Source organism: Ruegeria sp. G7 (assembly GCF_056535465.1).
Window position 1 is genome coordinate 43,271 of record NZ_JBQFIL010000001.1, and the last position, 22,281, is coordinate 65,551.

The following is a 22,281-nucleotide window of genomic DNA, read 5'->3' on the forward strand; positions in this document are numbered from 1 at the left end:
CGCATCTTTTCGTCAACGGAAAGCGTGCAGTTCGCCCTTGGTCGACACGACATACAGCGTCTGCCCCGCCACGACCGGGGCCGTGGTCGCGCCACCGGGCACTTCGACCTGATGCACCAGCGCCCCGTCCACGGGGTTGAAGAACCGCAGGAAGCCGTCATTCGAGGCGACAATGACACGGCCACCCGCCATGATCGGGCCGTAATGGGCAAAAATCGGCCCGCGGCGGCCCGGTCGGTCTTTGACAAAGCTCGGAAGGTCGACAGCCCAAACAGTCGAACCGTCCGCTGCATCCAGCCGCACCAACTGGCTGCGGTCGCTGATCAAGAAAACGCTGTTTCCAACCGGCCATACGGTGTCGATTGCGCCTTCAAGGGCGGTCCAGTTGCGTTCACCCGTATCGACATCAAACGAAACGGTGCGACCGGAATGGTTGCCAATCACAATTGCATTGCCCGTCACCATTGGCCCCGCGGTCACGTCAACGATCTGCGCCGCAGCGCGGCCACGCCGACCACCCGCCACAGAGGCATTCCAACGCTGAATCCCGCCACGACGGAAAGCCGCGGCGATATCACCCGATCCAAATGCGAAAACGGAAAACTCGGACGCAATGACGGGCGCAGGTGCACCCAATACGTTGCCAACGCTTGGGGTGCCCTGAATTTGCCAGAGAACGCGCCCATCTTTCGTATCCACCGCCCAGCCTGTCTCATCGCCGGCGACGACATAGAGAATGCCCCCGCTCACCAACGGCGCACCACTGCCGGTGGCGTTCAGGCGATTTTGCCATTTCTGCGCGCCGGTCTTGGCGTCCAGCGCGGTCAGACGGCCAAAGCCGGACGACACATAAAGCACTCCGTCGGCATAGGCGAGACCACCCCCAGTGGCGTCCCCCTCTTTCTCGTTGGCGGGAATCAGGTTTGTGGTCCATGCCGCCTGACCCTGAGGCGTAACCGCCGTAACATTCGCGCCGGAATCAAGCGTATAGATCAAGCCACCCGCGACCACAGGATCGGCAGTGATCCGTTGCTTACGGCTGTCGCCCGCGCCGATATTGGCGGACCAGATCCGTTGCGGCGCCGCGCTGAGCGCCGCGTTTGTCGTACGAAACGCAGTCGTGCCGGGGCTTTGCGACCAGCTGGCATTTCGGCTTTGCGATGGAAGGCTGATCGGCTTGGCGCCGCGGGTCTCAACCGTTTCGTTGTCGACCGCCGGGCGGATATCCTCGCGCTCACCGGGCAGGATCGCCTCGGGCTGCTGACACGCGCTCAGGGCGATCAGAGCAAGCGCCGCAGCGGGCAATCCAAAGCGTGAGAAAGAACGTGATACCATGATCTGATGAACTCGTCTGTGAAATTCCGTTTCGCCGCCGGTTTAGCCCTGTTGCCCCAACACGGGTTCAGGTGCGCCACCCAGCGCGACAATCAGCTGCGCCGCGCGCTGTTGCAGATCAATACTCGCCTCCGCGTCCTGACGCAGCGCCTGCAAACGATCCAGCGCCGCCTGCGTCTCGCCCTCGGCGACATCAATCAAGGCCAGCTGCTCTTCGGCCAGCAGGCGCAAAGGAGCCCCCGGGGCCGCCAACGCTTCGAATTGTTGACGGCGATCCGCGGCGGGCATGGTGTCTGTCTGCAGCAACAGCGCCTTGAACCCCGCGATGGCGCGATAAATCTCGGGCAGATCACCCTGCGTGGCAATGGCGTTGAGACTGCTGACGGCCTCCTGCTCGGTCCCGGCCTCGACCTGGGCGGCCGAAAGCAGCATGTTCAGCACCGCATCTCCGCCAACGGATTGTGCGTCTACCGTTTGCAGGCGCGCGGCCCGCTCAGCCGAACCATTCTCGGCCAGCGCGGTCAGAATCGCGTCACCCAGCGCCTCGGCCTGACTTGCATCACGAGCCTTGCGAAACTCGTTGAAGGCAGCACCCCCTACAATCGCTACAACGGCAACCACGCCAACCCAGCCCCAGCGACGCAAAAGCAGGTACATACGATCCCGGCGCACCTCTTCGGTGACCTCATCGATAAAACTGTCGGTATCGCTCATCCTGCCCCCAGGCTTAGGTGTCCGGTTTTCTAGCGCTATGTCATACCCCGGCCTTCCGGCCAAGCCAAGTGCCCGAATTCATACATTTGCCCGGATGTCGCCGGGTCTTGCTTAAAAAAGTGAACCGAACTATTCAGTTTAGTATGGAAATGACCGGGCTCGACCCCATTTTGAAAACATAAGCACCGCTGCCGTGTAGGCGATCATATCTGGAGAAGACACCGCATGCGTTTGATTTCATTCATCAACGCCATATTGGTTGTAGTTGCATTGTATTTTCTCGTGTTCGAACGCGACGCGCTTTTTGCATTTGCGGGCCGCGGCGAGGCGCAGACCGAGGCAACCGTCGATGGTGCGGAAACTGAACCTGTGAAGGTCGCCGATGCCATCGGCGTCGTAGCCATCCGATCCACCGCGCGCGAGATTGGCAGCGCGGTGCAGCTGCGCGGGCAAACCAAAGCCAACCGGCAGGTCGAAGTGCTGGCCGAGACGACCTCGACCGTTTTGTCCGAGCCCAAGCGCAAAGGCACCTTCGTCGAGGCCGGAGATCTGCTGTGCGAATTGGATCCCGGTACGCGTCCGGCGAGTCTTGCCGAGGCCAAGGCCGCAAAGCTTGAGGCACAAAGCCGCGTGCCCGAAGCCGAGGCCCGCCTGCAGGAAGCCCATGCGCGCCTGGCCGAAGCCGAGATCAATCTGACCGCCGCGCGCAAGCTTTCGGAAACAGGCTTTGGCTCGGAAACGCGCCGTATATCGAGCGAAGCAGAGATGAGCTCCGCCAAAGCGGGAATCAAGTCTGCCGAAGCCGGACTGGAAGCCACTCAGGCCGGGATCGAGGCCGCGACCGCCGAAGTCGCCGCCGCCCAACGCGAGATGGACCGCCTGACAATCGAGGCCCCTTTCAAAGGCCTGCTTGAGAGCGATACAGCCGAGCTCGGAAGCTTGATGCAGCCGGGTGCGCTCTGCGCGACGGTCATCCAGCTGGACCCGATCAAGCTGGTGGGTTTCGTCCCCGAGACCGAGGTGAACCGGATCCTCGTCGGCTCGATGGCGTCGGCGCAGCTGGTCACCGGATTGCAGGTTGAAGGCCGGGTGACTTTTCTCAGCCGCTCTGCCGACGAAACCACACGGACGTTCGAAGTGGAAATCACGGTTCCCAACCCTGAACTTCTGATCCGGGACGGACAGACCGCCAATATCCAGATCGCAGCCGAGGGCGTCAAAGCGCACCTTCTGCCGCAATCGGCGCTGACCCTGAACAATGAAGGTCAGCTTGGCGTACGCACCGTGGTGTCAGACAATGTGGTGGATTTCGTGCCCATTCGCCTGCTGCGTGATACCGCCGACGGTGTTTGGGTGGGCGGTCTGCCGGAAACCGCCGACATCATCGTGGTCGGGCAGGAGTTCGTCACCCGCGGCGTCAGCGTCACGCCGACCTATAGGGAAGCCACACAATGACCGGGATCGTCAGTTGGGCCGCTGGCCGGGCCAGAATGGTTCTGGCCTTCATCGCCATTTCGCTGGTCATAGGCGGGTTCGCATATGTGGGCCTTCCGAAAGAGGGCGAACCGGATATCGAAATCCCTGCTCTGTTCGTGTCGGTCCAGTTTCCGGGCATCTCCGCCGAGGATTCCGAAAACCTGCTGATCAAGCCGATGGAAACCGAACTGGCGGATTTGGATGGTCTGAAAGAGATGACGGCGACTGCTGCCGAAGGTTATGCCGGTATCGCGCTTGAGTTTGATTTCGGCTGGGACAAAACCGCCATCACCGCGGATGTGCGCGATGCCATGAACAGCGCGCAGGCCGATTTCCCGGATGGGGCCGAGCAATACTCGCTGAACGAGATCAACTTCTCGGAATTCCCAATCGTCATTGTCAACCTGACCGGCCCTGTTCCCGAACGCACGATGGCCCGCGTCGCCAAAGACCTTCAGGACGAGCTTGAGTCGTTGGATGCGGTGCTTGAGGCCGGGATTGCCGGCAACCGTGACGAAATGCTTGAGGTGGTGATCGACCCCCTGCGGCTCGAGGCTTATAACGTCACCGCCGCCGAACTGATCAGTGTGGTGCAGAACAACAACCAGTTGATCGCCGCTGGCGAAGTCGAGACGGAACAAGGCACGTTCTCGGTCAAGATTCCCTCGTCCTTCAAAACCGCTCAGGATGTCTATGGTTTGCCCATCAAGGTTAACGGCGACCGCGTCGTGACCTTGGGCGAATTGGCCGAGATCAACTACACGTTCGAAGATCGCGAAGGCACCGCGCGCTTTAACGGAGAACCCACAGTCGCGCTGCAGGTGGTCAAACGCAAGGGTTTCAACCTGATCGATACCGTGGCGCTGGTCAAAACCACCATCGCCGAGGCGCAGACCAAATGGCCTGCCGAGCTGCAGGCCGCCGTGGACGTCGGCACCTCGAATGACCAAAGCCGCATCGTCGGTTCGATGGTCAGTCAGCTTGAAGGTTCGGTGCTGACAGCGATTGCACTTGTGATGATCGTGGTTCTGGCCTCGCTGGGCACGCGCGCGGCGCTGCTGGTCGGGTTTGCGATCCCGACCTCGTTCCTGCTGTGTTTTGCGTTCCTTGCGGTCATGGGCGTCAGCATCTCGAACATCGTGATGTTCGGCCTGATCCTGGCTGTGGGTATGTTGGTCGATGGTGCCATCGTGGTGGTCGAATATGCCGACAAGCGTATCAAGGATGGCGTCGGCCCCATGCATGCTTATGTCGAAGCGGCGCAGCGAATGTTCTGGCCCATCGTGTCGTCGACCGCGACCACGCTGTGCGCCTTCCTGCCCATGCTATTCTGGCCCGGCATTCCCGGAGAGTTCATGGGCATGCTGCCTGTTACGCTGATCTTCGTACTGTCTGCCTCGCTGATCGTGGCGTTGATCTATCTGCCTGTCATGGGCGGTGTCTCTGGCCGGATGAGCCGCAGTTTCGACCGCAGCTCGAACTGGCTCAGGGCACGGGCGCCCTGGTGGGTGCGCGCGCTGTTGGTGCCGCCTTCATTGTACATGATCTTCCTCGGCGCGATGCAGATGCTGAACCCGGGCTATCTGGTGCCGGGTGGCGCAGCGGCGGGAGCCTTGATGTTCCTGTTCGGGGCGTTTGCCGGTTCGGTCACTCTGAGTGCGGCCAAGATTCAGCGCGCTCCGGATGATCATGTGCACTCCGCCAACGAGCATACGCCGTTTGGCTATGTGGTGAAGTTCCTTGTCGGTAATCCGATCATGCCCGTCGTGTCGCTTGCCGTCGTTGGTTTCGCCGTCATCAGCGTCATGACCGCTTTTGGGGAAAACAACCGGGGCGTCGAGTTCTTTGTCGAAAGCGAACCCGAGCAAGCCACAGCCTATGTGCGAGCGCGCGGCAACCTGTCTCTGGCCGAAAAGGACGAGATGGTGCTGGAGGCCGAACGGATCATCAGCGCCCACCCGGCGGTGATCAATGTATTCTCATTCGCGGGTGACGGCGGGCTGAACCAGAACAATGGCGGCGCAAGCGAGCCGGCGGATACCGTTGGCCGCGTTCAGTTCGAGATCATTCCATGGGAAGACCGCCCCAACGTGTCCGAGCCGATATTGGGCGGTCTCTTTGACCGCCAGATCATCGCCCCCGATTATGACGGCGATTATGTTCTGGACGAGTTGAACGCCGAGCTGGCGCAAATCCCCGGCTTCGTCGTCGAAATTCTGCCTTTGGAACAGGGCCCGGCCTCGGCCAAGCCCGTCCATCTGCGTATCAAGGGTGACGGGTGGGAAGAACTGACCGCATCCACTCTGGCGGCGCGTGAGGTGTTCGAACAAACGCCTGGGCTGATCAAGATCGAAGACACGCTGCCCCTGCCCGGCATCGACTGGCAGATCGACGTTGACGTCGCCAAGGCGGGGCGCTTCGGGGCCGATGTCGCCACCGTCGGCGCGATGGTCCAGCTTGTCACCCGTGGCATCCTGCTGGGCGAAATGCGCCCGGACTCGACCGATGAAGAAATCGAAATCCGCGTCCGCCTGCCCGATCAGGACCGGGTGTTGTCAACGCTCGATACGCTCAAAGTCCGCACGCCAGACGGGCTGGTGCCGCTGTCGAACTTCGTGACCCGCCAGCCGGTGGCCAAACTGGCCGAGATCAATCGCGTCGATCAGCAGCGCTATTATGATGTCAAAGCAGATGTTGAGCCCGGCCTCAGCAAGATCGTCGTCGATGGTCCGGATGGTACGCCGCAACGGCTGGCCGTTGTACGTCCGCTGGCCGCAGGGGCAACCTCGGAAAGTGCGATCATCACGGGACCGAATGGCAGTGAATACGAGTTGGTACAACTGACCGGTGCCGAGAATATCGGCCAACTGCGAACAAGCATCGAGGATGGCAGTGCCAGCTTTGCGCTGATCAACCCGAACGAGCGGATTGCCGTGCTGACCGAATGGTTGCAGACCGATCCCTTCGACCGTGCCATCAGTTGGGAATGGACCGGCGATCAGGAAGATCAGGCCGAAAGCCAGGCTTTCCTGTCCAGCGCATTCCTCGCCGCCCTTGGGTTGATGTTTGTGATCCTGCTGGCGCAGTTCAACTCGTTCTACAACTCGGTGCTGGTGTTGTTGGCGGTGGTGCTGTCGACCACCGGGGTTCTGATCGGGATGATGGTGATGCAGCAGCCGTTTTCAATCATCATGACCGGAACGGGCATCGTGGCGCTGGCGGGGATCGTGGTGAACAACAACATCGTTCTGATCGACACCTATCAGGAATACAGCCGCTATATGCCCCGGATCGAAGCGATTGTCCGCACGGCCGAGGCGCGTATTCGGCCCGTTCTGCTGACCACGCTGACCACCATGGCAGGCCTGACGCCCATGATGTTCGGGCTGTCGCTGGACTTTATCAATGGCGGCTATTCGATCGACAGCCCTACCGCACTGTGGTGGAAGCAGCTGGCGACGGCGGTGGTGTTTGGTCTGGGCACCGCAACGGTGCTGACATTGATCGTGACGCCATCCCTGCTGGCGCTGCGCGTCTGGGTGATGACCTACGTGATCTGGGGAGGCAAGGCGATCGCACGGGCCACGCAGGGCCGCTCTAGCAAGATCGCGCAGGACATGGCGATTGACCAAAGCGCGCGCGACATGCAGTCCACCGAGATTGTCTGGAACGATGGCACCTCCGAGGCCAAGCAGGACCCGGATCACCCGCCGGGACCACCGCTGAAAGCGGCCGAATAGCAGGATCAGGGCCGGTCGTTCCGGCCCTTTTTCTTACCCCTTCAGCCGCGACCACGTCTGATGCGCGCAGACCAGATGCTCGCATCCTTTGACCTGAAGCGTGTCGCCCTGCAGCGTCATCTGCGGCACAGCGTCAACATTGATCAGAGGCACCCAGAACTCACCCCCGCCGTATTTGCCACCGCCTTCGCTGGCCACATCCCAAAAAAGCTTCTTGCCGATATTCGGCGTCTGCACCTCTTTGCCCGATGGATCATAGGCTGACATTATCTGGCCGCAGAACTTGTCTCCGCAGGCCGTGATCTTGATGTGAGAGGTCAGGTTCTTGCGATCCGGTTCGGTCTTCCAGACCCCTTCGATCGGGTCCGCCGCAGCCAAGGCGGGGGCCAAAAGCAAGGCTGCGATAAGGGGCAATCGTCTGCGCATCTGAAATCCTCCGACTATCAATGCCCTATCATAGCATATCAGGCGCGCAGGATCAGGCCGCCTGCGCATCCGATTGCTGGCGGCTCCACAGCTGAGCATAGCGCCCTTCGCGCGCCAGCAGCTCATCATGGGTGCCCTGCTCGATGATCTCACCGCTTTCCAGAACCACGATCCGGTCGGCCTCGGCAATGGTGCTGAGGCGGTGGGCGATGGTGATCACCGTACGCCCCTCACCGGCACGGGCCAAAGCATCCTTGATGTCCTGTTCGGTGTCGGTGTCCAGCGCCGAGGTCGCCTCATCCAACAGCAGGATCGGAGGGTTCGTGAGCAGCGTGCGCGCGATGCCCACCCGCTGCTTCTCACCGCCCGAGAGCTTCAGGCCGCGTTCACCGACCTTGGTGTCATATCCCTCGGGGAGGCTGGCGATGAAGTCATGGATCTGGGCCGCGCGCGCGGCGGCCTCGACATCCTGCTGAGTGGCCCCCTCGCGACCATAGGCGATGTTGTAGCGGATCGTGTCGTTGAACAGCACGGTATCCTGCGGCACGACACCAATGGCGGCGTGCAGGCTGGTCTGGCTGACATCGCGCACGTCCTGCCCATCGATTTTCAGGGCACCACCGGTGACGTCGTAGAACCGGAACAGCAGCCGCCCGATGGTGGACTTGCCCGATCCGGTCGCCCCAACGATGGCCACGGTCTGCCCCGCCGGAACGGTCAGCGACACGCCTTTCAGGATTTCGCGATCCGCGTCATAGCCAAAGCGCACATTGTCCAGCGTGACCTCGCCCCCGTTGACCTTCAAATTCGGCGCACAGGGCTTGTCGGTGACCTCGGCAGGTTGTTCCAGCAGGTCGAACATCTGCCCCATATCCACCAGCGACTGGCGGATTTCGCGATAGACCGTCCCCAGAAAATTCAGCGGCACGGTGATCTGGATCATGTAGGCGTTGACCATCACGAAATCGCCGACGGTCAACTGCCCCTTCTGCACCCCGATGGCGGCCAGAACCATCACGCCGATCAGGCCGCAGGTGATCAGGAAGGATTGACCAAAATTCAGGAAAGCCAGCGAGTACGCCGTCTTCAAGGCAGCCTTGGCATAGGCTTTCATCGACACGTCATAGCGTTCAGCTTCGCGCGTTTCGGCATTGAAATACTTGACGGTTTCGAAGTTCAACAGGCTGTCGATAGCACGCTGGTTGGCCTCAGTATCCTGATCGTTCATCTCGCGCCGCAGCTTCACGCGCCACTCGGTCACGGCGAAGGTGAACCAGATATAGAGCGCGATGGTCGCGGCCACGACAACCAGATACCAGACGTCGAACAGCCACATCAGGATGATCGCGACCAGCAGCAGTTCCAATATCAGCGGCCCGATGGAAAAAAGCAGGAAGCGCAGCAGAAACTCGACGCCCTTGACGCCGCGCTCGATGATCCGGCTCAGCCCACCGGTGCGCCGGGTGACGTGGTAGCGCATCGAAAGCTGGTGGATATGCTGAAACGTCTCAAGCGCCAGTGCCCGCAGCGCCCGCTGCCCCACCGGCGCGAACAAGGCATCGCGCAATTGCTGAAAGCCCACCGTCATCATCCGGGCCACGCCATAGGCCACGGTCAACCCGATTGCGCCCAGCGCCAGCGGCGGCACGCCTTCACCAGCCAGACCATCGACCGCCCCTTTATAAAGGATCGGCGTGTAGACAGCGATCAGCTTGGCCACCACCAGCATCACCAGCGCCATCACGACGCGGCGTTTCACCCACGGCTCATCATCGGGCCACAGGTAAGGCGCGACCTTGCGGATCGTGCGCCAGCCTGAGCGCTGTTCTTCTGCATCAACTTGCAGGGCTGAGGATCGTCTCATCACGTACCTTAACTGCGGTCAGAGAATACGCCCGGCCCGGACGGGCCAGAACTGGATGTTATTCAGGAATGGTGAAAATCTGCCCCGGGAAAATCAGGTCAGGATCACGAATAGAGTCCCGATTGGCCTCGAACAACCGAACGTAAAGGATGCCATCCCCAAACCGTTCGCGCGAGATGGCCCAGAGCGTGTCGCCCTGCTGAACGGTAACCGACCGGATCGGAGGTGTTTCGGTTGCGGTGTCGCCTTGTCCGGTCTCTTCGGCGGCGCGCAGAACCTCGACCGGTTCGCGCTTGAACGGTGTCTCAAGACGGCTGACGACAGTGCCATCGGGTGCGACCTCATCCACACGCAGGGTATAGACACCGGGATCGATGCCTTCGACCTCACCCCGCCACTGCCCGTCCGGCGCGGGCGGCAGATCAGCGACCAGGCGGTTGTTCAGATAGAGGCGTACCGCCGATCCATCCTGCGCCCGCCCGGTCAGCTGCACATCGCCAGTGTCCGAATACCCGATCGTATCCAGAGCGATCTGCTTGGGCGGCACATCCCGAACGGTCGGGGGCTGAACCAGCTCGACACCCTCTTCGCCCGAACGCAGGACAGCAATCTGCTGGTCCTGCGCTTCGACCGGCTCGGGCTCTGTGGCTTCAGGCTGCGGCTCGGGTGTTGCCTGAGCCTGTTCCGCCACTTGCGGTGCGCCGCTCGTTTCGTCAGACGGGTCGGCCTCAGCAGTGTTTTCGGCAGGAGCCTCTGGCTCGGGCGCTGTCTCGACCTCAGCAGTTTCCACCTGCGGTTCTTCGGGTTCCGGGGCTGTCTCAGCCGCCGCCACGTCCGGCGCATCAACCGGCGGAGGCGTTTCCTCGGGTGCCGGCAACGCTGCGATCAGGTAATCATCCGAACGCACAGGCTCTCCTTCGCCCAACACCTCCAGAGCCAGCCCTCGCGCAGCATCCGCAAATGGGATCGTGACGAACTCAGCGAATTGACCGCTGGGATCGACAGTAAAACTGTGGACAGTTTCCCCATCCAGCAGCACGTTGATCTCAGACCCGGGTTCGGCATTGCCCGACAGGACAGCATTGCCATCGGGCTCCACGAATATCTGATCCAGAACGGGCGCTTGAGTCGCCTCTGTCGGGGCTTCATCGCTTTCAGGTTCGGCCTCGGCGGTCTGGCTCTGTGCCTCGGCATCAGGTGCCGCCTCGGGCTGGGGCGCACCTTCGGCACTCGGCTCAGGCGTTTGTGCAACTTCCACCACTTCGGGTGCAGCTTGCTCTGGCGTATCACCAAAGCCGCCCAACAGGTACACCCCGCCCGCGCCCACAACTGCGACGATCCCGGCAACCAGCCCCCAGATGAAGGTGCCCGAGCTTCCGCTTCCCGAATTGGCGTCCATTCTTTTCCTTTCACTCCGCCCCGTAAGTACTTTGACAGCCAAGCCTTACATGGAGCGGTTGAGCCAACCTATCAATCCCGCTATCAGGGGTCAAAACCCCGAACACAAGAGCAGAGAGATCGACTTATGCCCCAGAAATCCGTCTGTGTGTATTGCGGGTCACGCAATGGTGCAACTCCGGCCTATGCTGAGGCAGCCCGATCGTTTGGCACCCTTCTCGCCCACGAAGGCTGGCGGCTGGTTTATGGCGCGGGGGATGTGGGCCTGATGGGCGAAGTCGCCCGTGCCGCGCAGGCTGCCGGAGGCGACACGTTCGGCGTTATCCCCGTGCACCTGCTGCAGCGCGAGGTGGGCAAGACCGATCTGACACGATTTGTGGTGACCGAGACGATGCACGAGCGCAAGAAAGTCATGATCATGAACGCCGACGCGGTGATCGTGCTGCCCGGCGGCCCCGGATCGCTGGATGAGCTGTTCGAGGCGCTCACCTGGCGGCAGCTGGGCCTGCATGACAAGCCCATTCTTGTGCTGAATGTGGATGGGTATTGGGACGCGCTGCACACGCTGCTGGATCAGGTGATCGATCAGGGTTTTGCCGATGGGTCGCTGGCCGATTTTGTTACCTGGGTCGGCACCCCCGAAGAGGCCATGACCCGTCTGCGCAGTTTCCTGAACTGACCGGGCGGGAACCTGGCGGTGTGCCGCCCGTGCCCTTGAGCGTTCAGGCCGGCGCGGCAAGCCGCGTCTTGAGGATACGCTCGACCTTGTGCAACGGATGGTTGGTCAGCGTCTTGTCGACCTCGGCCACCACCTTGGCCAGAACCTCACTGTGCAGACGACGGCGCAGCAAGCCCAGAACATGCGGGCTGGCGACCAGTACGAGTCTTTTGTACGCCCCTTTCAGCCCTTTCCGATTCAACAGGTTTGCCACATCCTGCACAAACAGAGATCGCGCATGGGCCTTCCAACTCTCTTCCTCGACCGCAGATTTCTGCTTGGGGCCTGTATCGGCCCGGCGACCAGCCCGGTCGGCTGGTCTGGTCGGGGCGGCGTCTTGTTCCTCGACGGATACGACGACCAGATTGGGGTCCTGCGCGTCGGTGATATTCTCCATCACCAGCGCTTTTTCCCCGTCGGCAATGATAACCCAAGTTCCCTGTTCAAGTGCGGCCATTATGGTCTCCTGCAAAGATTGACGTGGTCTACCCATCCCTCGGGCACAGATTATCGGTTGCGTGCCGGCAATGTCGCGGCGCGCTGAGCGGTCTGTTTTCAATCAGTTGGCGGCTCTCTCCCTCCGCATATTATAGCTAGGTATTGCGGGGCCGCGTACAATGCCGCGCGCGACGAAAGTTGACGCTTAGGCAGGTTTCTACCTGCGGCAGCGCGCTAGAATGCGCAGATTAGAAAACACTGCTTCTTGGACGCAATCTGGCATCGCCAGCACACCGGAAGGTGTCATACCGTTGCCGATGCAGGGTCGGTTCTGCTGACAACCCCCACATCGGGGCGACCACGCTGTCGGCCCCGTTTATTGTAAATGTCGTTCGCGAATATGGACATTGAGTTTAGAGATCAGAATAGCCCTACAAACCGGTCCGGCAATTCGAACGCGACCTTTCGCTTGAACTTGGGAACGCACCAAACGCCTGGTCGTTTTTTCCTATTGCGCTGGAATCCGGCCGCTAGTCTTTCATAACTATCTGAGAGCTCTTTTTCGGCCTCAACTACAACAAAATTTGACACTGTTTCCGTCGAGGTGTTTGAACGATCCTCAGTCTTTCGGCGACTGCGGCTCATTTCCGTGAAACTGTCCGCGTCACCGGGTTCGCCAATATCAGCATAACGCACATGGGCCAAATATAGTCCTCTAGGAAGAGCCATACGGCTCGCATCATGTGTTTTGGGATCCTTGGCACCATGAAAGCCAATCTGGATTCCATTCCGTCCTGCGATCGCCTTTGAGTACATTGAGTCTACGATGCCGAGCTGCCTTTGCGCCGAATAAAGCTGTTCATGATCAAGCGGCATATCATCATGCCGTGCAATGAGATTAAATCCGACGCAGAACCAGCCGTCGCTGCTACCCGATTGAAAACAGTCGGCCAGATTCTGATGCTCATTTGGGTCGACGAAAACGAACTCGTCCACGTCGACCTGCATCACCACGTCAACATAGGTTCTCAAAAACTGAGCTAATCCGTTGAGCGCATTGTGTCGATGGTAGTCAAAGCGATCGAGCCCAGTTCTGGGTATCCCTATGACGTTGCACCCAGCACCAATCTCTCGGTGTCTGGGGTCATCTCCGTGGGATACTATGTATAAATTTTCGTAACCAACAAGCTGCCCGTAGTGGGCGCACCATCTTCCGAGTGTTGCGTAGCCTTTGTACACCATAGTGACAGCAGCGATTCTCATGTTGCTCATACCTCGTCCAACTTCCAAGCAAACAATCTCTGGTAGTGTGCGCATATTCAAGTGGCAGCAATTCAAATGGATTGTGCAAAAAGGTTCTTGATGGCTATCGCGGCAAGGGGAAGTGAATTTGTCGGTCAAATTTCCATATATTGCGCGTACTTGTTTTTGATGCCGAAAACTCACTGCCTGAGCAAGTACTACAAACCCCAAGGAAAACTGGGCCTTACGTCTAATGAGAGAGGCTAGGTACCACGACCTAACGTGCCACTCTCGTTGTTCAACCATGTCCGCTGAGGGCTCCGATCAGACACTCAAACCAACCAAACAGCTTGAACCTTGAAATCAGTACCCCTCAACGAAAAAGGCCCGCCAGCGTCTCCGCCAGCGGACCCCTTTAAAACCTTCGCGGGTGCGATCACATCCGCGACGCGACGTTTTCCCAGTTCACCAGATTGTCGAGGAAGTTCGTCAGATAAGCCGGGCGCTTGTTGCGGAAGTCGATGTAGTAGGAATGCTCCCACACATCACAGCCCAGCAGCGCGGTCTGACCGAAGCACAGCGGGTTCACGCCGTTCTCGGTCTTGGTCACGGCCAGCGAGCCATCGGCATTCTTGACCAGCCACGCCCAGCCCGAACCGAACTGGCCGGCACCCGCCGCGCTGAACTGCGACTTGAATTCGTCAACCGAACCAAAGCTCTCGGTCAGGGCTTTTTCCAACTCACCGGGCATGGCGCTGTCGCCGGGGCCCATCATCTCCCAGAACTGGTTGTGGTTCCAAAGCTGGCTGATGTTGTTGAAGATGCCGTTCTGCGCGACGGCGTTGGCGTCATAGGTGCCGACGATGATCTCCTCCATCGACTTGCCATCCCACTCGGTCCCGGCGATCAGCTTGTTGCCGTTGTCGACATACGCTTTGTGGTGCAGGTCGTGGTGATATTCCAGCGTTTCGGCGGACATACCTTTGGCTGCCAGCGCGTCATGTGCATAAGGAAGATCAGGAAGTTCAAAAGCCATCTCGGCCCCCTGTTGAAAATGAGTGTTGCGGTTCCAAAGGTTAAATGCTGCGGCAAGGGCCGTAGGTCAAGGGCCGAGATCACAAAACCCTGAGCTCGACCGCACCCAACGAACATCCACCATCAGATCATGGCCTCCCAGTCTCGCCAGATAGCTCGCTTTTTTCGAATGCTGCGACCAGCAGCCTAAGGTACTCGGGCCACCCGTCGCGCCACACCAAGGGCACTTCCGATGTTGCGACATCAGAAGTGTTTCGCATCCACGCCCACCCGGTACATGCGTGGCAAACACGACCAATTGGGCTTCATCTGGCCAAAAATATCCTGGGGGTGAGGCCACAGGCCGAGGGGGCAAAGCCCCCTCACCTGCATCTCAAAAAGTGATCAGGGTTTTAGTAAACCCCAACCTCGCTCCCTGGCTGCGCCGCAACCTTGAGCAGCTTGAACACATAGTCCGCAGTCGAGCGGAAGCAGACGACGCGGAAGGTATCTGCATCGTCCATCCAGAAGGCCCCAGCCACCTGCGCCAGGCGCGAGCGGCGGATCTGACCGGGCTGGAAAGCCTCGGTCGAAAACTCGACCGGGGCAACTTTGCCCAGCACCTCGCGGGCGCTGCCACCCGAGACACGGAACACCGCGCGGGCGTCCGAGACATTTACGGCCAAGGCGTGGGTGCCGCTGAGCGCACCTGCCATATCGGCCAGCTTCGCCTCGACCTCGGCATAAGGCACCAGCACCAGCAATTCGTCCGAGGACATCCAGCATACGCCAGTGTCGCCCTTGACCAAAGCCTCACGCTGGCCGGGCACTTTTTGCCCGGTTGCGTCCTTGACGGCCTTGGCCAGCACCTTGTCCGACAGATCACCGCGCAGAGTGATCATGCCCTGCAGGCCGCATTCCTCGACCTTGGCGATGCCTTCATAGCTTGCGTGGTTCAGTGCGCTGATGGGTTCAGACATTCTGCTTCTCCCCGTCCTTGTCGTAGAAGATCGGGTCCACGATCTTGGCTTTGTAGGTTTTCCCGTCGGTTCCGGGGAACTCGACAATCTCACCCATCCGGTCGGGACCATGCTTGATCAGACCCATGGCGATGCCTTTGCCCAGATTGGCCGAGTAATAAGTCGAGGTCACACGCCCGATCATATTGCGCTGGCCGTTGGCATTGACGCCCTCGCCAACCGCATAGGCACCGTCCGGCAGAACCGAACCATCCACAGTCTCAAGACCGACCAGTTTCCAGCGTTCGGGATCGGCCATATGGCTGCGTGTATGGGCACGTTTGCCGAGGTAGTCCTCTTTCTTCTTGGACAGCGCCCAATGCAGCCCCAGATCCTGTGGGATCACGGTACCGTCGGTCTCGTCGCCGATCATGATAAAGCCCTTCTCGGCCCGCAGGATGTGCAGACATTCGGTGCCGTAAGGCATCACGCCGAACTCTTTGCCTGCGTCCATCAGAGCATCCCAGAACGCCTGACCCTGGCTTGCAGGAACCGCGATCTCATAAGACAGTTCGCCCGAGAACGAGATACGATAGGCCCGTGCATCGAACTCACCGATCTTGCCGTCGCGCCATTCCATGAAGGGCAACGCTTCTTTCGACAGGTCCATGCCACCACCCGCTTGCGCGTTCAGTTTCTCAAGCACCTTGCGCGCGTTGGGGCCTACCACGGCGACCTGAGCGTATTGCTCGGTCACATTGGCGACATAGACCTTCCAGTCCCACCATTCGGTCTGCAGCCATTCTTCCATGTGACCGTGGATACGCTCGGCCCCGCCTGTGGTAGTGTGGCACAGCCATGTGTCCTCATCGATACGGGCGACAACACCGTCGTCGATCAGGAAGCCGTTCTCCGAACACATCAGGCCATAGCGGCATTTGCCGACTTTCAGCGTGGACATCATGTTGGTGTACAGCATGTCCAGGAACTTGCCCGCATCCGGGCCCTTGACGATCAGCTTACCCAGCGTCGAGGCGTCCAGCAGGCCGAGGTTTTCGCGGGTGTTTTTCACCTCACGATTCACCGCGTCATGCACGGATTCACCGGGACGGACATAAGCATAGGTCCGGCGCCAATGGCCCACGGGCTCCCAGTCTGCGCCGTTCTTGTCATGCCAGTTGTGCATCGGAGTCTGCCGGATCGGCTGGAACACCTCACCACGCGCTTCACCGCCAATCGAGGCCATCGAGATGGGCGTGTAAGGTGGGCGGAATGTGGTGGTGCCGACCTTCGGAATTTCCGAATCCAGCGCATCAGCTAGAATCGCCAAGCCGTTGATGTTGCTCAACTTACCTTGATCGGTCGCCATACCCAGTGTGGTGTAACGCTTGGTGTGTTCGACGCTTTCATAGCCTTCGCGCGCCGCCAGCTGAACATCCGAGACCTTGACGTCGTTCTGGAAGTCCAACCACGATTTCATGCGCAGCTGAATGTCCGCATTCGCGGGCATCAGCCAGACGGCTGCCATCGGCGCCTCCTCGGTGGTTTCACCAGCCGGAGCCTTGGTGTTCTTCGGCTTGAAACCGGCAGCTTTCGCCGCCGCTTTGCCCGCCGCGTGTGCGTCGGTCAAAACTTCGCCCAGCGTCAGCGGACCGTTCGAGCTGCCAGCCGCAACAACAAAGCCTTCGCCATCTGCACCCAGCGGAGGACGCGACGGGTCGGGGCGGAAATGAGCGTTCGCCTCATCCCAGATCAGTTTGCCGCCGCAATGCGACCACATGTGAACGACCGGGGACCAGCCGCCTGACATGGCGACCGCATCGCATTCGACCTCTTCCCGCGCGCCACCGATGCCGTCCTGATTGCACAGCTCGACCTTCTTGACGCGTTTACCGCCTTTGACTTTGGCGATGGCCTTGCCGGGGTCGACGCGGATGCCCAGTTGCCGGGCCTCCTCGGCCAAAGGTCCGGCGCTGTCACGCGCGTCGATCACGCGCAGAACATCCACGCCAGCCTGTTTCAGGATGATCGCGGTGCGATAGCCGTCGTCATTGTTCGTGGCGACGATGACACGCTCGCCCGGTGTTACGCCCCAGTTGACAACATAGTCACGCATGGCCGAGGCCAGCATGACGCCCGGAACATCGTTGCCTGCGAAAGACAGCGGACGCTCGATCGCACCGGTGGCAGTGACGACCTGCTTGGCGCGGATGCGCCACAGGCGATGACGCGGGCCTTGGGTGCCGGGCTTGTGGTCGGTCAGACGCTCATATCCCAGCACATAACCGTGGTCATAGACCCCTGCCCCCATGCAACGATTGCGCATGGTGACGTTGTCCATTGTTTCGAGTTCGGAAACCAATTGCTCCACGAACTTATCCACAGGTTCACCGTCGACGGTTCCACCATCAACCGGAGCGCGCCCGCCCCAATGCGCCGTCTGCTCGATCAGCAGAACTTTCGCACCAGATTGCGCAGCCGCTTTTGCGGCTTGCAGACCCGCGACACCCCCGCCGATGACCAGAACATCGGTGAAGGCATAGAAATGTTCATAGGTATCAGCATCCCGGCTGTCCTTGTCGGGTGCTTTGCCCAGACCGGCGGACTGGCGGATGAACGGCTCGTAGACGTGTTTCCAGAACGGTTTCGGATGGATGAACATCTTGTAGTAGAAACCGGCCGGCAAGAAGCGCGACAGATGCGTGTTGATCGCGCCAATGTCGAACTCAAGGTTCGGCCAGTGGTTCTGCGACACCGAAGTCAAGCCGTTGAACAATTCGGTTGTGGTGGCGCGCTGATTCGGCTCGAACCGGTTACCTTCGCCCAGACCGACCAGAGCGTTCGGCTCTTCCGCGCCGCTGGCGACCATGCCGCGTGGACGGTGATACTTGAACGACCGGCCGACCATCATCTGGTCATTCGCCAGCAGGGCGGAGGCCAGCGTATCACCCTCGTAGCCCTGCATCGAGGTGCCGTTGAAGGTAAAGGTAACCTGTTTCGACCGGTCGATCAGCCGGCCTTGTTGTGCGAGACGGGTGCTCATTGTGCGGACCTTTCGCGTGTGGAGGCGTCGGAGCCTCCGGCGGGAGTATTTTGGAAAAGATGAAGCATCAGGAGAACTCTCTCCATTTCCATCCCGGGCGCTTGGCCGTGATGGCATCCTTGATCTCTTGCGGCGGCTCGGTGGTCTGGGCGGAATAGGTGCCAAAGACCTCGAGCGTGTGTGTACAGCGGGCGGCGTGGAACCACTTGCCGCAGCCATTGGCGTGGCGCCAGCGCTCGAAATGAACGCCTTTGGGGTTCTCGCGCATGAACAGGTAGTCGTGGAACTCATCATCCGAAGAGCCGGGACCAAACCGTTTCAGATGCGCTTCACCGCCAGCGGCCAGCTCAGTTTCTTCGGCATCCACGCCACAACAGGGGCAGTTCAGGATCAGCATGTGATCATCCTTTCGGCGGCAGGCGAGACAAAGCGTCCTGCAAAATCTACGTAGAAGGTGCGCGCGATTTTTCGACGAAAAATCTTCATCAGTGCGCCACCCCGGCGGCAACGCTTTCGTCGATGAAGCGGCCCTCTTTGAAGCGGTCCATCGTGTACGCCTCGGTCAGCGGGGAATGACCTGTGGCCATCAGCTGCGCCATACCCCAGCCCGAGCCCGGAATGGCCTTGAAGCCGCCCGTGCCCCAACCCGCGTTGATAAAGCAGCCTTGCAGCGGGGTTTTCGACATGATGGGCGAACGGTCGCCCGTCATGTCCACGATCCCCCCCCACTGACGCAGCATTTTCAGGCGCGAGATCATCGGGAAGGTCTCGACCAGTGCTCGCACGGTTTCCTCGATGTGATGGAAGCTGCCGCGCTGGGTAAAGTTGTTGAACCCGTCGGTGCCGCCGCCAATCACCATTTCGCCTTTGTCGGACTGGGACATGTATCCGTGCACGGTGTTGGCCATCACCACCACATCCATGCAGGGCTTGATCGGTTCAGAGACCAGCGCCTGCAGCGCCACGGCCTCAAGCGGCAGACGGAAACCTGCCATCTCGGCCAACTGACCGGAATGGCCTGCAACGACAATCCCCAGCTTGTCACAGTCGATCGCCCCTTTGGTGGTATCGACACCCACGACGCGGCCGTTTTCCTGACGTACACCGGTGACTTCGCATTGCTGGATGATGTCCATGCCCATTGCAGAACAGGCGCGGGCATACCCCCAGGCCACCGCATCGTGGCGTGCAGTGCCACCGCGTTCCTGCCACAGGCCACCCAGCACCGGATAGCGCGGGCCGTCCAGATTGATGATCGGCACCAGCTCTTTCACGCGCTCGGGCGTGATCCACTCGGTTTTGACGCCCTGCAGTGCATTCGCATGCGCGGTGCGTTGGTAACCCCGGATTTCATGTTGAGTCTGCGCCAGCATGATCACGCCGCGCGGGCTGAACATGATGTTGTAGTTCAGCTCCTGACTCAGATCCTCGTAGAGGCTGCGCGCCTTCTCATACAGGGCCGCCGAAGGGTCCTGCAAATAGTTCGATCGGATAATGGTGGTGTTCCGACCGGTGTTGCCACCGCCCAGCCAGCCTTTCTCGATCACGGCGACATTCTGAATGCCGTAGTTCTTGCCAAGGTAATAGGCCGTCGCAAGACCATGCCCGCCCGCGCCGACGATGATGACGTCGTAGCGCTTCTTGGGTTCGGGCGAACGCCAGGCGCGTTCCCATCCGGTGTGATAGCGCAGCGCTTCACGCGCCACAGCAAAGGCTGAATAGTGTTTCATAAGCGAATCCATCCGGTTCGGTGATTGGGCGCAGATATGCCGTGCCCTGACAGTTTACCCGCGCCGCGCAACGTCGCAATAATGCACTATTGCGACATGAGCGCCCCTCGCGGCCATTTGTCCCTTTTGTCTGCGGGCGCAGAGGTCTAAGTCAGGGCAACATCTTCGGAGACACCATGCCGTTCTGGGTTCTTATATTTCTCGTCGCCCTGCTGATTGCCGGATTTCTAGGTATGGCACTCTTGCGTAACCGTCGCAAAGAACAGCCGACCGCCGCCTATGACCTGAGGGTATATCGTGAGCAGCTGTCAGGGGTTGACCGGGACCTTGCGCGAGGCGTGATTGCCGAGGCTGATGCAGAACGCCTGCGAACCGAAATATCGCGGCGCATTCTTGCCGCAGATACGCATATGCGCGGCGAGGCAACCACCGCAGGGCCCTCGCGCACTGTGTCAGCTATTACCCTGATTTTACTGGCAGTCGTACTCGTTGGCGGTGCGCTTGCGATGTATCGTCAGATGGGGGCTGCGGGCTTCCCCGACATGCCGCTGTCGGCGCGTCTGGAACTGGCGGACGACCTGCGCACCAACCGCCCCTCTCAGCTTGAGGCTGAGGGCCTGGCGACGCCGGTACAGCCCCCGGCGCTGGAAGAAAGCTATGCCACTTTGCTCGGGCGCTTGCGTGAAACGGTGGCCGAGCGTCCTGATGATCTGCAGGGCCATATTCTGCTTGCACAGCACGAGACCAACGCCGGTAATTTCAAAGCGGGCTACGAAGCACAGTCGCGCGTCATCGAGCTATCGGGCGCCAACGCCCCGGCCGAGGCGTTTTCAGATCTGGCCGAGATGATGATTCTGGCCGCGGGCGGCTATGTCTCTCCCGAGGCCGAGGCCGCTTTGCGACAAGCGCTTGAACGTAATCCAAGGCTGGGACCCGCCCGGTATTACTGGGGTCAGATGCTGGCGCAGACGGGGCGTCCCGATATGGCCTATCGCGTCTGGGTCGAAACACTGAACGACGCTCCGCCGGGCGCGCCGTGGGCCGAGGCGATCCGCGCCCAGATCGATGATCTTGCCTTCCGAGCCGGGGTGTTCAATGCCCCCGACTTCTCAGCCGCACCCGGCCCCAGCGCGGATGATGTGGATGCTGCCGCCTCGATGACACCGGAAGAGCGGCAAGAGATGATCCGCGGCATGGTCGACGGCCTTTCGGACAGGTTGGCAACTGAAGGTGGCACCCCGGAAGAATGGGCACGGTTGATCGCCGCTCTGGGTGTGCTGGGCGAGGGTCAGCGCGCAATCGACATTCGCAACGAAGCGATGGAGGTGTTTGCAGGGGACCGTGAAGCGTTGCAGCTGATCGACGCCGCTGCGCTGCAGGCTGGCATCGCGCAATGATCCATGACGTCTTTGAAGAGTTCGCAGCGGCGCTGACCCCGATGTCCGCCCTGATGGGGCTGGATTTGGGTGAGAAGACCATCGGCGTCGCGGTCTCGGACCGGATGCGCGGTGTCGCCACCCCGCTTGAAACGGTGCGACGCAAGAAATTCACACTGGATTCCGCAAGGCTGATCGAGATCGTGACCGAGCGTGAGATCGGTGGCATCGTCCTAGGCCTGCCCCGCAACATGGATGGCAGCGAAGGCCCCCGCTGCCAGTCAACGCGCGCGTTTGCCCGCAATATGACTCGGCTCACAGATCTGCCCATCGGCTTCTGGGACGAACGCCTCAGCACCGTGGCCGCAGAAAAGGCGCTGCTTGAGGCGGATACGACACGAAAGCGTCGCGGACAGGTTATTGATCACGTCGCCGCCGGTTATATCTTGCAAGGAGCGCTGGATAGGTTGCGCTTTCTTTGACGGATCGGAAACCGCAGATGACAAACATGGTTTGGAAACGAAACGAGGTCGAAAGCCCTTGCGTCCAGATTTGCGTTGTCCACCCCACCGAGCGTATCTGCACCGGGTGCTATCGTACTATCGATGAAATCTCGCGCTGGTCCAAAATGGACAGCACTGAGCGCGCCGAGATCATGCAGGACCTGCCCGACCGAAAACCGCGCTTGGCCAAACGCCGCGGCGGACGCGCAACACGGATGGCGCGCGACTGATCATCGGCGCGCCTCGGGATCGTGCCGTTGACGAGCCTTCAGGACAATTGGGGTCGCTGACAAGTCACGCTGAAA

At 60.3% G+C, this 22,281-nt stretch carries 18 protein-coding genes; 6 read left to right on the forward strand and 12 right to left on the reverse strand.

The annotated features are described in order from the left end of the window. Positions 1 to 12: 12 nt before the first annotated feature. The gene (locus ACR3EN_RS00240; RefSeq protein WP_480819613.1) at positions 13 to 1,335 is read right to left on the reverse strand and encodes a PQQ-like beta-propeller repeat protein; all 1,323 of its coding nucleotides are present in this window, start codon (positions 1,333 to 1,335) and stop codon (positions 13 to 15) included. 42 nt (positions 1,336 to 1,377) lie between these two features. Then, positions 1,378 to 2,049, reverse strand: coding sequence for a hypothetical protein (locus ACR3EN_RS00245; protein ID WP_480819612.1), 672 nt, complete (start codon positions 2,047 to 2,049; stop codon positions 1,378 to 1,380). Between the two features lie 225 nt (positions 2,050 to 2,274). Here ACR3EN_RS00245 and ACR3EN_RS00250 point away from each other — a divergent pair, with 225 nt between their 5' ends. Both ACR3EN_RS00250 and ACR3EN_RS00255 read left to right on the forward strand, forming a co-directional pair. Next, complete coding sequence (locus ACR3EN_RS00250) at positions 2,275 to 3,504, forward strand: efflux RND transporter periplasmic adaptor subunit (protein ID WP_480819611.1); 1,230 nt, start codon at positions 2,275 to 2,277, stop codon at positions 3,502 to 3,504. Next, positions 3,501 to 7,265, forward strand: a complete 3,765-nt coding sequence (locus ACR3EN_RS00255; protein WP_480819610.1) for an efflux RND transporter permease subunit — start codon at positions 3,501 to 3,503, stop codon at positions 7,263 to 7,265. Before ACR3EN_RS00250 ends, ACR3EN_RS00255 begins: the two co-directional genes overlap by 4 nt. A 33-nt stretch (positions 7,266 to 7,298) precedes the next feature. Here ACR3EN_RS00255 and ACR3EN_RS00260 read toward each other — a convergent pair whose 3' ends face one another. The 3 genes from ACR3EN_RS00260 to ACR3EN_RS00270 are packed head-to-tail and all read right to left on the reverse strand — an operon-like array spanning position 7,299 to position 10,954. Then, positions 7,299 to 7,691, reverse strand: a complete 393-nt coding sequence (locus ACR3EN_RS00260; RefSeq protein WP_480819609.1) for a DUF2147 domain-containing protein — start codon at positions 7,689 to 7,691, stop codon at positions 7,299 to 7,301. Between the two features lie 52 nt (positions 7,692 to 7,743). After that, on the reverse strand, positions 7,744 to 9,555 hold the full coding sequence (locus ACR3EN_RS00265) for an ABCB family ABC transporter ATP-binding protein/permease (RefSeq protein ID WP_480870180.1): 1,812 nt from the start codon (positions 9,553 to 9,555) through the stop codon (positions 7,744 to 7,746). 58 nt (positions 9,556 to 9,613) lie between these two features. After that, on the reverse strand, positions 9,614 to 10,954 hold the full coding sequence (locus tag ACR3EN_RS00270; RefSeq protein WP_480819607.1) for a LysM peptidoglycan-binding domain-containing protein: 1,341 nt from the start codon (positions 10,952 to 10,954) through the stop codon (positions 9,614 to 9,616). Positions 10,955 to 11,080: 126 nt separating this feature from the next. Between ACR3EN_RS00270 and ACR3EN_RS00275 the strand changes: the two genes are divergently transcribed. Further along, positions 11,081 to 11,632 (forward strand): LOG family protein, encoded by a 552-nt coding sequence (locus ACR3EN_RS00275; protein WP_480819606.1) that lies wholly within the window; start codon positions 11,081 to 11,083, stop codon positions 11,630 to 11,632. A 43-nt stretch (positions 11,633 to 11,675) separates the two neighbouring features. Here the strand turns inward: ACR3EN_RS00275 and ACR3EN_RS00280 are convergent, their stop codons facing one another. From ACR3EN_RS00280 to ACR3EN_RS00310, 7 genes are all read right to left on the reverse strand, one after another. Continuing rightward, the gene (locus tag ACR3EN_RS00280) at positions 11,676 to 12,128 is read right to left on the reverse strand and encodes a host attachment family protein (RefSeq protein WP_480819605.1); all 453 of its coding nucleotides are present in this window, start codon (positions 12,126 to 12,128) and stop codon (positions 11,676 to 11,678) included. Positions 12,129 to 12,529: 401 nt separating this feature from the next. Then, positions 12,530 to 13,426 (reverse strand): glycosyltransferase family 2 protein, encoded by an 897-nt coding sequence (locus ACR3EN_RS00285; RefSeq protein WP_480843474.1) that lies wholly within the window; start codon positions 13,424 to 13,426, stop codon positions 12,530 to 12,532. 361 nt (positions 13,427 to 13,787) lie between these two features. Further along, positions 13,788 to 14,387, reverse strand: a complete 600-nt coding sequence (locus tag ACR3EN_RS00290; protein WP_480819603.1) for a superoxide dismutase — start codon at positions 14,385 to 14,387, stop codon at positions 13,788 to 13,790. 391 nt (positions 14,388 to 14,778) lie between these two features. Then, on the reverse strand, positions 14,779 to 15,345 hold the full coding sequence (locus ACR3EN_RS00295; protein ID WP_480819602.1) for a sarcosine oxidase subunit gamma: 567 nt from the start codon (positions 15,343 to 15,345) through the stop codon (positions 14,779 to 14,781). Next, the gene (locus tag ACR3EN_RS00300) at positions 15,338 to 18,367 is read right to left on the reverse strand and encodes a sarcosine oxidase subunit alpha family protein (protein ID WP_480819601.1); all 3,030 of its coding nucleotides are present in this window, start codon (positions 18,365 to 18,367) and stop codon (positions 15,338 to 15,340) included. The genes ACR3EN_RS00295 and ACR3EN_RS00300 overlap by 8 nt, the downstream gene beginning before the upstream one ends. A gap of 67 nt (positions 18,368 to 18,434) precedes the next feature. After that, entirely contained in the window at positions 18,435 to 18,764 is a 330-nt protein-coding gene (locus ACR3EN_RS00305) for a sarcosine oxidase subunit delta (RefSeq protein WP_480819600.1), read from the reverse strand. A gap of 88 nt (positions 18,765 to 18,852) precedes the next feature. Further along, on the reverse strand, positions 18,853 to 20,097 hold the full coding sequence (locus ACR3EN_RS00310; RefSeq protein ID WP_480819599.1) for a sarcosine oxidase subunit beta family protein: 1,245 nt from the start codon (positions 20,095 to 20,097) through the stop codon (positions 18,853 to 18,855). A gap of 176 nt (positions 20,098 to 20,273) precedes the next feature. Here ACR3EN_RS00310 and ccmI point away from each other — a divergent pair, with 176 nt between their 5' ends. Genes ccmI through ACR3EN_RS00325 form a run of 3 tightly spaced genes read left to right on the forward strand, consistent with a single transcriptional unit; the run spans position 20,274 to position 22,206 of the window. Further along, positions 20,274 to 21,494, forward strand: a complete 1,221-nt coding sequence (ccmI, locus tag ACR3EN_RS00315) for a c-type cytochrome biogenesis protein CcmI (protein WP_480819598.1) — start codon at positions 20,274 to 20,276, stop codon at positions 21,492 to 21,494. Then, positions 21,491 to 21,955: a Holliday junction resolvase RuvX gene (gene ruvX, locus ACR3EN_RS00320; RefSeq protein WP_480819597.1), complete on the forward strand. Its 465-nt coding sequence runs from the start codon at positions 21,491 to 21,493 to the stop codon at positions 21,953 to 21,955. The genes ccmI and ruvX overlap by 4 nt, the downstream gene beginning before the upstream one ends. A 17-nt stretch (positions 21,956 to 21,972) precedes the next feature. Further along, positions 21,973 to 22,206 carry a DUF1289 domain-containing protein gene (locus ACR3EN_RS00325; RefSeq protein WP_480819596.1) on the forward strand — a complete coding sequence of 78 codons (234 nt, stop codon included), beginning with the start codon at positions 21,973 to 21,975 and terminating at the stop codon, positions 22,204 to 22,206. Positions 22,207 to 22,281 lie beyond the last annotated feature (75 nt).

Bases quoted from the DNA above. Each gene is read 5' to 3' on its own strand.
- ACR3EN_RS00240 (WP_480819613.1), bottom strand. From the start codon at position 1,335: ATGGTATCACGTTCTTTCTCACGCTTTGGATTGCCCGCTGCGGCGCTT.
- ACR3EN_RS00245 (WP_480819612.1), bottom strand. From the start codon at position 2,049: ATGAGCGATACCGACAGTTTTATCGATGAGGTCACCGAAGAGGTGCGC.
- ACR3EN_RS00250 (WP_480819611.1), top strand. From the start codon at position 2,275: ATGCGTTTGATTTCATTCATCAACGCCATATTGGTTGTAGTTGCATTG.
- ACR3EN_RS00255 (WP_480819610.1), top strand. From the start codon at position 3,501: ATGACCGGGATCGTCAGTTGGGCCGCTGGCCGGGCCAGAATGGTTCTG.
- ACR3EN_RS00260 (WP_480819609.1), bottom strand. From the start codon at position 7,691: ATGCGCAGACGATTGCCCCTTATCGCAGCCTTGCTTTTGGCCCCCGCC.
- ACR3EN_RS00265 (WP_480870180.1), bottom strand. From the start codon at position 9,555: ATGAGACGATCCTCAGCCCTGCAAGTTGATGCAGAAGAACAGCGCTCA.
- ACR3EN_RS00270 (WP_480819607.1), bottom strand. From the start codon at position 10,954: ATGGACGCCAATTCGGGAAGCGGAAGCTCGGGCACCTTCATCTGGGGG.
- ACR3EN_RS00275 (WP_480819606.1), top strand. From the start codon at position 11,081: ATGCCCCAGAAATCCGTCTGTGTGTATTGCGGGTCACGCAATGGTGCA.
- ACR3EN_RS00280 (WP_480819605.1), bottom strand. From the start codon at position 12,128: ATGGCCGCACTTGAACAGGGAACTTGGGTTATCATTGCCGACGGGGAA.
- ACR3EN_RS00285 (WP_480843474.1), bottom strand. From the start codon at position 13,426: ATGCGCACACTACCAGAGATTGTTTGCTTGGAAGTTGGACGAGGTATG.
- ACR3EN_RS00290 (WP_480819603.1), bottom strand. From the start codon at position 14,387: ATGGCTTTTGAACTTCCTGATCTTCCTTATGCACATGACGCGCTGGCA.
- ACR3EN_RS00295 (WP_480819602.1), bottom strand. From the start codon at position 15,345: ATGTCTGAACCCATCAGCGCACTGAACCACGCAAGCTATGAAGGCATC.
- ACR3EN_RS00300 (WP_480819601.1), bottom strand. From the start codon at position 18,367: ATGAGCACCCGTCTCGCACAACAAGGCCGGCTGATCGACCGGTCGAAA.
- ACR3EN_RS00305 (WP_480819600.1), bottom strand. From the start codon at position 18,764: ATGCTGATCCTGAACTGCCCCTGTTGTGGCGTGGATGCCGAAGAAACT.
- ACR3EN_RS00310 (WP_480819599.1), bottom strand. From the start codon at position 20,097: ATGAAACACTATTCAGCCTTTGCTGTGGCGCGTGAAGCGCTGCGCTAT.
- ccmI (WP_480819598.1), top strand. From the start codon at position 20,274: ATGCCGTTCTGGGTTCTTATATTTCTCGTCGCCCTGCTGATTGCCGGA.
- ruvX (WP_480819597.1), top strand. From the start codon at position 21,491: ATGATCCATGACGTCTTTGAAGAGTTCGCAGCGGCGCTGACCCCGATG.
- ACR3EN_RS00325 (WP_480819596.1), top strand. From the start codon at position 21,973: ATGACAAACATGGTTTGGAAACGAAACGAGGTCGAAAGCCCTTGCGTC.